This is a genomic window from Amycolatopsis oliviviridis (genome assembly GCF_014654365.1).
In the GTDB taxonomy this organism is placed as follows: domain Bacteria; phylum Actinomycetota; class Actinomycetes; order Mycobacteriales; family Pseudonocardiaceae; genus Amycolatopsis; species Amycolatopsis oliviviridis.
The window spans coordinates 74,175-86,800 of record NZ_BNAY01000004.1; the positions used below are offsets into that span (position 1 = coordinate 74,175).

Sequence of the window (12,626 nt, forward strand, 5' to 3'; positions counted from 1 at the left end):
CCGACACGTCTTATACAAAGGAGACCTGCGACCGCAGGACCGCGCTCACCCACGGAAGGTTCGGAGGACGTCCCAGTGAACGACGATCCCCACGGCGGATGGCCAGGTCAGGACCCTGACCCCGCCCGTCGTCCGCAACGCCCGGCCGGACCGCCCCGCCGCCCCGCCGGAGGACCTCCTCCGGGCTACGGGCAACGACAGGGTCCCGGTCCGCAGGGTCCAGGGCAGGCGCCATGGCAACGGCAAGGGCCGCCCCAGCAGCAGCAACCGCCACCGCGACGTCCGCAGCGGCCACCGGTCGCGCCGCAGCACGAACCGGACCTCATCACGCATCACGAGCACAACGGCACCGCGGACCGCGGCTACGACGACCGTTACGACGATCAGTACGAGGACGAGCAGCACGGTCCTGAGACCGACGAGAACGGGAAACCGATCCTCACCCCGGCCCAGCGCAAGAAGCGCCGGTGGAGACGGATCCGGCGGGTGCTGCTCGCGCTGTTCTGTCTCTTCGTCGTGGTCCCGGCGATCGCGTTCGTGATCACCTACTTCGCCGTCGACGTCCCGTCGCCGCAATCGGTCGCGGCCACGCAGGGCCAGGCGGTGACCTACTACTACGCCGACAACACCGAGATGGGCAAGGACGTCCCCAAGGGTGGCAACCGGCACATCCTGACGCCGGAGCAGATCCCGGACATCGTCAAGAAGGCCGTCATCGCCACCGAGGACGCCTCCTTCGAGACCAACTCCGGTTTCGACATCGGCGGCATCCTGCGCGCGGTCTACAACCAGGTGACCGCGGGCAAGGGCGGTGGTTCGACCATCTCCCAGCAGTACATCAAGGTCGCCAGCGGGGACGACGAATCGTCGCTCACCCGTAAATGGACCGAGCTCGCCAAGTCCTTCAAGATGAACCAGACGTACGAGAAGAAGGACATCATCTCGGCGTACCTGAACATCATCTACTTCGGGCGCGGCGCGTACGGGATCGAGTCGGCCGCGCAGGCGTTCTTCGCCAAGCCCGCCGGTGAGCTGAACGCCTCCGAGGCGGCGCTGCTCGCGGGTCTCATCCAGCAGCCGGGCCGCTCGGAGAACCCGAAGGTCGCGAACGACCGCTGGAACGTCGCGCTGAACCGGATGGTGGAGAACAAGTTCATCTCCGCCGCGGACCGCGCGAACCTGCAGTTCCCGACGCCGGTGCCGCAGACCGACAAGCAGCAGGCCGGGGTGGTGAACCCGTTCATCCGCGACAAGGTCAAGGAAGAACTGGCCGCGAACGGCATCACCGACGACGTCTACTACCGGGGCGGCTACAAGGTCTACACGACCATCGACCCGAAGGCGCAGGCCGCGGCCGAGCAGGCTGTCGCCGAAGGGATGAAGGGCCAGACCGACGAGAACCTGCTCAACGCGCTCGTCGCCGTCGACCCCAAGACCGGCGGTGTGAAGGCGTACTACGGCGGCCAGACCATCGTGAAGGGACCCAACGGCCAGGACCTCAGAGGGCGCGACTGGGCGAACACGCCGCAGAACCCCGGGTCGTCGATGAAGCCGTTCGACCTCACCGCGTACATGCAGCTGGGCAAGGGCGGCATCAACTCGACGTTCGACGGGTCCAACAACCGGCAGTTCGGGAAGCAGACGATCCGGAACGCCGGTCCCGGCAGCTCGTGTTCGGCGCAGTGCACGGTGTCCGAAGCGATGCAGCGGTCGGCGAACACGGTGTTCTACGACATGGTCGTGAACCAGACCAAGCCGGGGCCGGTGGCGCAGGCGGCCAAGGACGCCGGGGTCAAACCCGCCCCCGACGGCACCGCCGAACTGTTCGCCGACAACAACATCGCGCTCGGCGGCGGCAAGACGGTCATCAGCCCGGTGGACATGGCCGCCGCGTACGCGACCTTCGCGGGCGATGGCCAGCGGCGGGAGAAGCACTTCGTCGCCAAGGTGACCAACTCGCAGGACGAGGCCGCGTACTCGGCTCCCGAGGAGGCGAAGCCGGCGTTCTCCGACGACTCCGACAAGAGCAAGCAGATCGCGGGCAACGTCACCGAGTCGCTCAAGGGCGTCATCCCGTTCTCGAAGCTCAAGTGCCCCAACGGCCACGAGTGCGCGGGCAAGACGGGGACCCAGCAGCACACCTACCGGGCGGGTGAGCCCGCCTCGGCGAAGGACGCGAACTCGCAGACCTGGATGGTCGGCTACACGCCGTCGATCTCGGCCGCGGTGTGGGTCGGTGGCGACGGCGACAAGGCGCTGAAGGGCAAGAACGGCAAGTCGATCTTCGGTTCGACGATCGCCGGGCCGATCTGGCAGAAGTTCGTTTCGCTGTATCTGAACGGGAAGCAGGCGGAGCGCTTCGACAAGGTCAAGATCATCGGCGGGGACGACAGCAACACGGTCCCGTCGACGCAGACCCCGCCCGAGGACGGCGATGACCCGGACCAGACCGGTACTCCGTCCACGGGCCCGTCGACCGGCCCCTCTTCCTCGCGGAACGAGGAAGACCCGCCGTCGAGCTCGAAGAACCCGCCTTCCTCCAGTGAGAACAACGGAGAAGAAGGCACCGGCAACGGTCCCGGCCGGGGTGGCGGGGGCAGAGGCGACGACAACGGATAGCTGAAGGGGCCCTTCACCGCATGTCATGCGGCGAAGGGCCCCTTTGCTACGTCCTATGCGGGGAAAGTCCCCTTCAGCCCCCGGGTCAGAGGGTGACGACGCGCCGTTCGGCACCCGAGAGGTGAGCGGCTTCGATGACCCGCAGTGCCTCGACGGCGGAAGCGGGATCGACCGGGAACTCGCCCTTGCCGAGGAGCGCGTCGCGCACCTGCGCGTAGAAGTCCTCGTAGCGGCCGACCTCGGTGGGCACGGTCTCGACGTCTTCGTTCACGCCGAGCACGCCGGCGTCCGACGGCGGTTCCACGGCCCAGCCGGGATCGCCGGGCCGCAGCCCGTCCTTGATCTGCGGCTCCTGGACATCGAGGCCGTACTTCGTGAACGTCGCCTTGTCGCCGAGCACGCGGAACCGCGGGTTCCGGGTCCCCGCGAGCGCGGACGCCCACAGGTGCGAGCGCACGCCGCCGGCGTGCTGGAGGGCGACGAACACGTCGTCGTCGACGGACACCCCGGCGCGGCGCTTGTCGACCTCCGCGTAGACCTCGGTGACCGGCCCGAACAGCTGCAGCGCCTGGTCGACGATATGCGCGCCGAGGTCGTAGAGCAGCCCGCCCGCCTCGGCGGGGTCGCCGAACTCGCGCCAGTTGTCGCGCGGCTTCGGCACCCAGCGGTCGTAGCGGGACTCGAAGCGGAAGACGTCGCCGAGGCTGCCCGCGTCGAGGACCTTCCGGACGGTGAGGAAGTCCGAGTCGAACCGGCGGTTCTGGAACACCGTCAGGCCGACGCCCGCGGCCTTCGCGGCCTCGACGACCTTCGCCGCTTCGTCCGCCGTCGGCGCGAAGGGCTTGTCGACGACGACGGGCAGACCTGCCTCGATCGCCCGAAGCGCCAGCGGGACATGCGTGCGGTTCGGCGTGCTGATGACGACCAGGTCCAGCTCGTCCGCCTTCGCGAACAACGCGTCCGCGTCCGGCAGCACGTCCGCGGCCGGGTAGTCGGCGCTGGCCTGCCCCACCCGGTCCGGATTCGAGGTGACGATGGCGGCCGGGGTCAGCCCCGGCGTCGCGTCGACCAGCGGGGCGTGGAAGACGCGCCCACCGGTGCCGTATCCGAAGATCCCCACTCGCAAGTCAGCCATGCCTTCCATTAAACAACAGTGTTGCGTAATCAGCCAGTCATGGCAGGATGCCCGCTATGCCGGAGACCGGGGTCAATCTGCGCGGGCTGCGCCAGCACAACCGGGCGCTGCTGCTCACGCACATCCTGCGCGCGGGCGGCCTCAGCCGCGTCGAGCTCGCCGGACGCACCCGGCTCACCCAGCAGGCCGTCTCGAAGATCGTCCCCGAACTGCTCGACGCCGGCCTGCTGGACGAGGAACGCCAGCCCGCGGCCGGGGTCGGCAAACCGCGCACGCTGCTGCGGGTGCGCGCGGACGCCCGGTACGCGCTCGGCGCCCAGCTCGACCGGGACCACTACCGGGTGCTCACGACCGACCTGACCGGGAAGATCATCGCGTCGCGAGGCGGGCCGCTGACCCCCGGATTCACCCCCGACCAGGCCGTTTTCGCGATCGGCGACGCGACCGAAGCGCTCCTCGACGGTGTCGTGCGTGAACGCGTACTCGGCCTCGGCGTCGGCTCCGTCGGACCGCTCGACCACCACGAAGGGGTGGTCCGGGACGCCACGAACATGCCCGGCTGGCACCACGTCCCGCTGCGCGACCTGCTCGCGAAACGCACCGGACTGCCCGTGCGGCTCGACAAGAACACCAACGCCGCCGCCTTCGCCCAGCACTGGCCCGACGGCGGCCAGGCCGCGACCGCCGTCGTGCTCGTCGGCACCGGGATCGGCGTCGGCCTGCTGATCGACGGCAGGGTGTACCGCGGGCCGCGGACCAACGCGGGCGAGTTCGGGCATACGACGCTCGCCTTCGACGGGCCGCGGTGCGCGTGCGGGCGCCGCGGCTGCGTCGAGGTGCTGCACAACGCGGCGCCGACCACCGAAGAGGCGGCCGGGCTGCTCGGGATCGGGCTCGCCGACCTCGTCCAGGTCCTCGACCTCGAACGTGTCGTGCTCACCGGGCGTTCGGTTCGCGCGGAGCCGGAGGTGTACCGCGAGACGGTCGCCGCGCGGCTGCGCGAACTCCTGCCTTTGCCGCACTGGCAACGGATCCAGGTCGATCTCGACGAGATGGGCGACGACGTCGTCGCGTTCGGCGCGGCGGCCGAGGTACTCGCCGGCTTCTACGACAGCGGCGATATCACCGGGTGGTCACCCGGTTAGGCGCTAACATCCGCCACGTGTCCGACCAGACGACCCAGCCCGAGGCTCCGCTCTCCCTCACTCCCGGCGAGCGGGTCATCCCGAGCTGGAACGAACCGCTCGTGGCCGCGGCCTCCCGGCCGATCGGCGGGCCGCTCGGCGAACACGCGGCCGTGGGACGGCACTGGTTCTGGTCGCCGCAGCGGGTCGGGCTGCTGCTGGCCTGCCTCGCGCTGCTGCTCTCGTGGTTCGGCAAGGCGTCCTGCATCCAGGAGTACACCGACGAATCCGGGACCCATCAGCTCGACTGGCGGGCGGGCCGCCCGTTCGTCGCGATGTGCTACTCGGACATCATCCCGCTCTACAGCTCCGAGCGGCTGAACGATCCCGACACCTTCCCTTACGTGACTTCGTGGACCGAGGACGAAGGCACGGCGAAGGAGACGACGCGGTACATGGAGTACCCGGTCGCGACCGGGTTGTTCCAGTGGATCAACGCGAAGCTCGCCGAAGCCTGGCTGTCGGTCGCGGAATCGGGCTGGCTGCCCGGCGCGCTCCCGGTCGCCGTCTACTTCAACATCTCGGCGCTCTGGCTCGCGCTGGCCTGGCTGGTCACGGTGTGGGCGACCGGCCGATCGCTGAAACGCCGTCCGTGGGACGCGGTGCTGGTGGCGATAGCGCCGCTGGCGCTGGTGCACGTCTTCACCAACTTCGACGCCATCGCGACCGCGTTCACCGCGACCGCGCTGCTCGCCTGGGCCCGGCGAAGGCCCGAGGTCGCGGGATTCCTGCTCGGCCTCGGCGCGGCGGCGAAACTGTATCCGCTGCTCCTGCTCATCCCACTGTTCTTCCTGTGCCTGCGCGCGGGCAAGGTCAAACAGTGGGCGCTCACCGCCGGACTCGCCGCGGCGACGTTCGTGGTGGTCAACGTCCCGTTCGCGCTCGCCGCGCCGACCGGCTGGTGGGAGTTCTTCCGGCTCAACACGGTGCGCCCGATGGACCCGGACTCGCTGTACAACGTGGTCTCCCACCTGTCCGGCTGGGCCGGTTTCGACGGGAAACTCACCGCGGGCCAGACCCCGGTCGTGCTCAACGTCGTCGTCGCGGTGCTGTTCCTCGCCGCCTGCGCCGGCATCGGGTACGTCACGCTGACCGCGCCGCGCCGCCCGCGGCTCGGCCAGCTGGCCTTCCTCGTGGTGGCCGCGTTCCTGCTGACCAACAAGGTGTGGAGCCCGCAGTACTCGCTGTGGCTGGTGCCGCTGGCGGTGCTCGCGATCCCGCGCTGGCGGCTGCTGCTCGGCTGGATGATCATCGACGCGCTGGTCTGGGCGCCGCGGATGATGTACTACCTCGGCGTCGACCACAAGGGCCTGCCCGAGGACTGGTTCCTCGGCACCGTCGTCGTCCGCGACCTCGCGGTGCTGGGCCTGTGCGCGCTGGTGATCCGTGACATCTACCAGCCGCGCACAGACCCCGTCCGCCTCGCCGGGGACGACGACCCGGTGGGTGGCTTCCTCGACGGCGCCCCCGATGCGCGCCCGGTACGCGCCGTCAAGCGCGCTTCAGCACCTCCGGCCCAGGACGCTCCAGCTTGACGTGCTTGCCGAAGTCGTCGGAGCCGAAGTCCTCGATCCGGACGACGACCGTTTCGGGCGAGGTTTCGACGAGACGGCAGGTGAGCCAGTCCTCGCCGTGCCTGACCGACCAGCGGTCGGCGAGGACGGCCAGACCTTCGGCTTCGAGCAACGCGACGGAGTCGTCGAAAGCGGCGGGCCCGCCGAGCGGGTAGCCGAAAACGGTCAACGCCTGCCAACGGGTGTCCATGGCGGGGGCGACGTAGCCGACGTGCTCGCCGTCCTCCGCCCGGTACACGGTCCTGTTCTTCATGCGGACCAGGTTCGACCCTCCCGCCACGTGAGGGTCAAGCCGATTAGCGGACGACGTAGCCGCCCGTGCTCGTCGGGAAGAACGGCACCGGGCCGGTGCACGGCAGGACGTCGTGCTCGATGCCGCCGTAAGCCCAGCTCCAGCCGATCCGGTCGTGACCGCGCGGCTCGTCCTGGACCGAGAAGCCGACCCGGCGGCCGACGACGGTGATCGGGAGGCCCGGGATGTCGGCGCGTTCGATCACGCCGGTCAGGATGGCGAGGCTTCCGGCCCGCGCGACACAATCGATCTTGCCGTCGAAGTCGGCGACGAGCTTGCCGTCCTTGGTCACGTGATTCACGTGGAACCGGCCCGAGGACTTGCCGGGTTCGCCGAACGCGGCGAAATCGAACCGGACCGGGTCGTTGTCGTAGCCGGGGAACGTCAGCGGACCGCCCGCCGACCCCACCACGACCGAACCGGACGGCCGCTCCGGTGCCGCCGTCGCCTGTGCCGCCCCCAGCGTCGTCGCCGCGATGGCGAGTGCGGCCGCGGTGGTGATCTTCGCCTTGATGTTCATGAGTTCCCTCCAGGTCGGTGTTCCTGGACGAGCCTCTCGCGGTCCGCGCGTCCGGCCCTCCCGCCGGAGAGGGAACGGCCTCCCGCCTGGGTAGCCTGCGCGGTATGGCGTTCCCTCTGGCGCCGGTTCGCGCCGCGCGCCCCGAGATGCGAGGCCGGACGCGCGACGACGACTGACGCATTTCGTCCTCTGAATGCGTCATGCACGCATTCAGAGGACGAAATGCGAGAGGGGGTCAGGCGGAGGCGACGCGTTCGCGGAGGTAGGCGATGTCGGCCGCCTGGCCGTCGGCCGGGGTCTCGACGATCACGGGCGCGCCCGCCTCGGCCGCGACCGCGGCCAGCACCTCGGGGTCGATCGTGCCGTCGCCGCCGACGACGTTGGCGTGCCGGTCCCGCGTGGAACCGAATTCGTCGCGCGAGTTGTTGAGGTGCACCAGGTCGATCCGGCCGGTGATGGCCTTGACCTTCTTGACCGCCTCGGTCAGGTCCCAGCCCGCCGCGTACGCGTGGCACGTGTCGAAACAGAAGCCCGCACCGAATTCGCCGATCTTGTCCCAAAGCCGGGCGATCGTATCGAGGTCGCGGGTCATCGCGTTGTCGCCGCCGGCGGTGTTCTCGATCAGGATCGGCACGGCGAAGCCGCCCTTTTCCTGTTCCCGCTCGAAAAGCTTGCGCCAGTTGACGAGACCTTCTTCGACGTCTTCCGCCGAACCGACGTGACCGCCGTGCACGACGAGGCCTTTCGCGCCGATTTCGGCCGCGCCGTTCGCGTGCTGCGTGACGTTCTTCCGCGACGGGATCCGGATGCGGTTGTTCATCGACGCCACGTTGATCAGATAAGGCGAGTGGATGAACACCTCGACCGGCGATTCCTTGATCGCTTCGCCGTGCGGGTGGGGTTTGGGAGCCTTCCAGCCCTGCGGGTCGGAGAGGAAGAACTGAAGGACCTCGGCCTCGCGTTCGGCGACCGCCGAAAGGGGATCGTCGTCGCGGACATGGGCACCGATTTTCATGTTGGAGGAATCTACGCGGAGCGAAGCTCCTCCGTTGAGGGCGGTGGTGGGGAGGAAGGCGGAGCTATACCTGACGAATTCTCCCCTGCGCGGCCCAGGTCGTCACGCTCGTGGGGTAGCGTGAGCGCGTTCCGTTAAAACCGCGTTGGGTCTTGAGGGGCGGAGGACGAACTCGATGGGGAAGACTGCCGGGCGGATCACGGCACTGGGTTTCGCGCTCTCGGTTTCGGCCGGGCTCGCGTTCCCGACGTTCGCGATGGCCGCCGAGGAGCCGAATCCGACCCTTTCCGGCGAATGCGCGTCGACACTGCAGAACGGGAAGACCGCCGACGGCCTCGTTCTCGACGCGGGCGCCCCGATCAACTCGCCTGAAGCCCTGACGGTCGGTTTGGACTCGAAGGCCAAGACCGCCGAGGGCCGGAAGCCGCTGCTCTCGCTGCCGGTCGGCGATGTGGTCAAGGCGACCGGCCTGACCGACAACCCGGTCGGAGACCTCGTCGCACAGGGCGTCTGCGAGCCCGCGCAGGGCACGGTGAACGCGGTCGGGAACCTGACCCAGGGCGTCACCGAGGACGTGCCGCCGATCGTGAAGCCCCCGACTCCGAAGCCGCCGAACCCTGAGCCGCCGCAGCCTCAGCCCCCGAAGCCGGGCCCGGGTCAGCCCGGTGGTCCGGGCACCGAACTCCCGGTCGAGAGCGGCCCGGGTTCCTCCACTGGTATCGGCGGCGACTCGATCGCCGGTGTCATCAGCAACGCCGCACTGCTTCCCGGCAGCTTCGTCCAGGCGCCGGTGATCACCGAGATCATCCCCGGCGAGGTCCCGCCGCCCACCGTCGACGAAAAGGACACCGGCAACGCGCAGGCCGTCCAGGCTCCGATCACCCCGGCCAAGCTGCCGCTGCTGCTCGCGGTGCTGGCGCTGGCCGTCGTCGCCGCGGCTCTGGTCCGCGCCTGGCTGCGAGGCAAGGCAGCCTGACTTTCACTCTCGGTGACGCCCGCTTCCACTCGAATGCCTGACCTCTTCGAGTGAGCGGGCGTTACTCGTCTCCATTAGCGTCGTTATGCGGGTAGGTGATCCCGACGACGGAGGAGTCGAAGGCATGCGCGAACGGACACGGAGGGCGACCGCCCTGGGTGCCTCGGCCTTCATTCTCGCGGGCTCGGCCGCCCTCGCCATGCCCGGCACGGCCGCCGCCGCGGAGACCAAGACCGCCACCTGCGGCGGTTCGGTGACCGCCAAACCCGGCGACAAGATCCTCGGCAAGACGCCGCTGCTCGGCATCCCTCTCGACCTCGGACAGGCCGGTCCGGTCTCCGGTGTGCTCACGGGCACGATCAACGCGCTGCTCGGCACGGTCTGCAAGGTGACGGTGACCGTGGTCAACGCCGTCGTCGCGCCGGTCCCGGTCATCGGCGAACCCGCCGCGGAAGCGCTGAACGGCGCCGTCACCGGCACCACCCAGGCACTCACCGGCGGCGGCAAGCCCGCCCCCGGCACGCAGCCCCAGCCCGGGAAGCCCGCTCCCGGCACACCCGGCGGCAACCCGCAGACGGGCGGCCCCGGCGGCACCCCGGGACAGGGCGGCAACCCGGCGACCGGCCCCGGCATCCCGGCGGCGAACAGCCCGCTGCTGCCCGGCACCTTCACCCCGAACTTCGGCGGTCTGCCGTGGGGGATCAGCACGGGTTACGCCCCGATGCGCGACTACAGCTCCATCCCGATGGCGACGGCCGGTCTCTTCAGCCCGTCGCCGGGGATCCGGTACGGCGGGCAGATCCCGGGTTACGCGCCGCAGTTCGGCATCGCCGCCGAGGGGGAGAACACCGCCGGAAACCCGGACATCCAGAATGCGGGACAAGCCGAAGCGCTACCGAGCGTGAGCGATGGATTCACTCAGGACGGGAAACTGCCGCTGCTGATCGCCGTTTTGGCACTCTCCGGAGTCAGCGCGGGGCTGGTCCGCACCTGGGTCCTCCGCCGAATGGCCGCTACAAGTTAGTCCTACCGCCTAGTATCTTTCTGGTCACTCCCTCGTTATCCCCGTTGGCAGTGTTTTTCCCGCTGGTGAAAACCAGGTGCACTGCCCCACGCCCCCACCGACCCGGAGGATCGCGCTCGTGCGGAAGACCACCATCTGGCAGACCACCCGCAAGGCGCTCACCGTCACCGCACTCGCGACCATGGTCACCGGTGGCGCGCTCCTGACGGCGGGCACCGCGTCGGCGGCCACCACCCTGGCCAACGCGTGCAGCGGCACCGTCAACGGCGGGATGGGCGACACCGTCGCGATCACCGGCTCCTCGGTCAAGGAACTGGTCCGGGCGGGCGCGAAGGAAGCGGGCACGCTCGCCCTCTACGACGTCGCCGCGAACGACATCGCCAAGGTCAACAGGATCGACATCGGCACGGTCCCGCAGGCGGCGGGCGGCACCGTCGAGGCGAAGGCGATCGGCGCGGCCGTGCGGCAGGCGGTCAAGGAGACCAAGTCCTGGGGCCTCGGGTTCAACCCCGAGAAGACGCTGAACAGCATCGAGCACAAGGTCACCGGAAGCTGCGGGCTGACCACGGTCGCGACGAACTACGTCGCCCCTACGCTGCCCGCTCCGGGCACCACCGCCCCGCAGCAGGGCGGCACCGGCGGAGCCGCGAACGGCGCCCCGTCGACCACGAACCTGCTCCCCGGCGGCAGCAACGGCACCGGCTACGCCCCGCCGCGCGACTACGGCAACCTGCCGGTCGCGCAGCCGGGTGTCGCGGTGGCGCCGGGTGTGCGGTACCCGGCCAACAGCCCGCTCCCGGGTGAAGGCGCCCCGCAGTACGGCACCGACGGCCAGGCCGGGCCGAACCCGGACGTCCGCAACGCGGGCAACGCCGAAGCGCTCGCGACCGACGGCATGCCCGGCGGCGACGTCCAGCTCCCGATGCTGCTCGCGGTGCTCGTGCTCGCCGGCGTGACCGCCGCGCTGGTGCGCACCTGGGTCCTGCGCCGCGTCTCCTGACGCCCGTTTCCGGAGCGCCGAACGCCGCCAGGTACGCTTACCTGGACAAACCCTCCTGCCACGGACAGTCCGTGGCCGCGAGCCCATAGGAGGTGAGTGGTTGTGTCACGCCATTACGAGGTAATGGTCATCCTCGACCCCACGCTCGACGAGCGTACGGTCGCCCCGACCCTGGACAACTTCCTCAACGTGATCCGTACTTCGGGCGGAAGCGTGGAGAAGGTCGACGTCTGGGGCCGCCGCCGCCTTTCGTACGAGATCAAGAAGCACGCCGAGGGCATCTACGCGCTCCTCGACCTGAACTCGACTTCGGAAGCGGTCAAGGAGCTGGACCGTCAGCTCTCGCTGCAGGAGACCGTGCTCCGCACCAAGGTCATGCGCCGCGAGATCAAGCGCGCCGCGACCGCCGCCGCCAAGGCCTGAGCCGAAGGACTTTCCCGATGGCTGGAGACACCGTCATCACGGTGATCGGCAACCTCACGTCCGACCCGGAGCTTCGCTTCACCCCTTCCGGTGCGGCGGTCGCGAACTTCACCGTCGCGTCCACCCCGCGCACGCTGGACCGTCAGTCCGGCGAGTGGAAGGACGGCGAGGCCCTGTTCCTGCGCTGCAACATCTGGCGCCAGGCGGCCGAGAACGTCGCCGAGTCGCTGACGCGTGGCGCGCGAGTCGTCGTGCAGGGGCGCCTCAAGCAGCGGTCTTTCGAGACCAAGGAAGGCGAGAAGCGCACCGTCGTCGAGCTCGAGGTCGATGAGATCGGCCCGTCGCTGCGCTACGCCACCGCCAAGGTGAACAAGGTCAGCCGTGGCACCGGTGGCGGTGGCGGCGGCTTCGGTGGTGGCGGCGGTGGTGGCCAGAGCGCCCCGCCCGCCGACGACCCGTGGGGTTCCGCCCCGCCCGCCGGTGGCGGCGGTGGCGGCGGTTTCTCCGACGAGCCGCCCTTCTGACAGGCACCGCGTCCACCGCGGGCGAAAGCTCCGCGAGACGCCTCGAGACAACCACTACGTAGAAATCCAGGAGTACTACCGTGGCCAAGCCACCCATCCGCAAGCCCAAGAAGAAGGTCTGCGTGTTCTGCAAGGCCGAGAAGAAGGGCCGTCCGGAGAACATCGACTACAAGGACACCAACCTGCTTCGGAAGTACATCTCCGACCGCGGGAAGATCCGTGCCCGTCGCGTGACCGGCAACTGCAGCCAGCACCAGCGTGACATCGCCATCGCGGTCAAGAACTCGCGTGAGATGGCGCTGCTGCCCTACACCTCGACCGCGCGCTAAGGAGGCACGTC

At 69.5% G+C, this 12,626-nt stretch carries 13 protein-coding genes; 9 read left to right on the plus strand and 4 right to left on the minus strand.

The window, feature by feature from the left end; translation table 11 throughout:
* The first annotated feature begins 75 nt into the window (after positions 1–75).
* Complete coding sequence (locus tag IE302_RS18130; protein ID WP_191255717.1) at positions 76–2,619, plus strand: transglycosylase domain-containing protein; 2,544 nt, start codon at positions 76–78, stop codon at positions 2,617–2,619.
* 85 nt (positions 2,620–2,704) lie between these two features.
* Here the strand turns inward: IE302_RS18130 and IE302_RS18135 are convergent, their stop codons facing one another.
* Positions 2,705–3,739: a Gfo/Idh/MocA family oxidoreductase gene (locus IE302_RS18135; protein WP_444541944.1), complete on the minus strand. Its 1,035-nt coding sequence runs from the start codon at positions 3,737–3,739 to the stop codon at positions 2,705–2,707.
* 71 nt (positions 3,740–3,810) lie between these two features.
* Between IE302_RS18135 and IE302_RS18140 the strand changes: the two genes are divergently transcribed.
* Entirely contained in the window at positions 3,811–4,899 is a 1,089-nt protein-coding gene (locus IE302_RS18140; protein WP_191255719.1) for an ROK family transcriptional regulator, read from the plus strand.
* 17 nt (positions 4,900–4,916) lie between these two features.
* The gene (locus IE302_RS18145; protein ID WP_191255720.1) at positions 4,917–6,473 is read left to right on the plus strand and encodes a glycosyltransferase family 87 protein; all 1,557 of its coding nucleotides are present in this window, start codon (positions 4,917–4,919) and stop codon (positions 6,471–6,473) included.
* On the opposite strand, the gene IE302_RS18150 is transcribed toward IE302_RS18145, so the two are convergent.
* The 3 genes from IE302_RS18150 to IE302_RS18160 all read right to left on the minus strand — a co-directional run bounded on the left by IE302_RS18150 (position 6,430) and on the right by IE302_RS18160 (position 8,339).
* Positions 6,430–6,765, minus strand: coding sequence for a hypothetical protein (locus IE302_RS18150; RefSeq protein WP_191255721.1), 336 nt, complete (start codon positions 6,763–6,765; stop codon positions 6,430–6,432). The genes IE302_RS18145 and IE302_RS18150 overlap by 44 nt on opposite strands.
* Positions 6,766–6,808: 43 nt before the next feature.
* Positions 6,809–7,324, minus strand: coding sequence for a hypothetical protein (locus IE302_RS18155; protein ID WP_191255722.1), 516 nt, complete (start codon positions 7,322–7,324; stop codon positions 6,809–6,811).
* A 235-nt stretch (positions 7,325–7,559) separates the two neighbouring features.
* The gene (locus IE302_RS18160; RefSeq protein ID WP_191255723.1) at positions 7,560–8,339 is read right to left on the minus strand and encodes a deoxyribonuclease IV; all 780 of its coding nucleotides are present in this window, start codon (positions 8,337–8,339) and stop codon (positions 7,560–7,562) included.
* Between the two features lie 175 nt (positions 8,340–8,514).
* Here IE302_RS18160 and IE302_RS18165 point away from each other — a divergent pair, with 175 nt between their 5' ends.
* The 6 genes from IE302_RS18165 (at position 8,515) to rpsR (ending at position 12,615) form a co-directional block, all read left to right on the plus strand.
* Positions 8,515–9,315 (plus strand): hypothetical protein, encoded by an 801-nt coding sequence (locus IE302_RS18165; protein WP_191255724.1) that lies wholly within the window; start codon positions 8,515–8,517, stop codon positions 9,313–9,315.
* A gap of 124 nt (positions 9,316–9,439) precedes the next feature.
* Positions 9,440–10,339, plus strand: a complete 900-nt coding sequence (locus IE302_RS18170; RefSeq protein ID WP_191255725.1) for a hypothetical protein — start codon at positions 9,440–9,442, stop codon at positions 10,337–10,339.
* Between the two features lie 118 nt (positions 10,340–10,457).
* Complete coding sequence (locus IE302_RS18175) at positions 10,458–11,339, plus strand: hypothetical protein (RefSeq protein ID WP_191255726.1); 882 nt, start codon at positions 10,458–10,460, stop codon at positions 11,337–11,339.
* A gap of 102 nt (positions 11,340–11,441) precedes the next feature.
* Positions 11,442–11,762 carry a 30S ribosomal protein S6 gene (gene rpsF / locus IE302_RS18180; protein ID WP_016338288.1) on the plus strand — a complete coding sequence of 107 codons (321 nt, stop codon included), beginning with the start codon at positions 11,442–11,444 and terminating at the stop codon, positions 11,760–11,762.
* A 17-nt stretch (positions 11,763–11,779) separates the two neighbouring features.
* Positions 11,780–12,286 carry a single-stranded DNA-binding protein gene (locus IE302_RS18185; protein WP_005168120.1) on the plus strand — a complete coding sequence of 169 codons (507 nt, stop codon included), beginning with the start codon at positions 11,780–11,782 and terminating at the stop codon, positions 12,284–12,286.
* Between the two features lie 80 nt (positions 12,287–12,366).
* Positions 12,367–12,615, plus strand: coding sequence for a 30S ribosomal protein S18 (gene rpsR / locus IE302_RS18190; protein ID WP_005168122.1), 249 nt, complete (start codon positions 12,367–12,369; stop codon positions 12,613–12,615).
* The last annotated feature ends 11 nt before the right edge of the window (positions 12,616–12,626 follow it).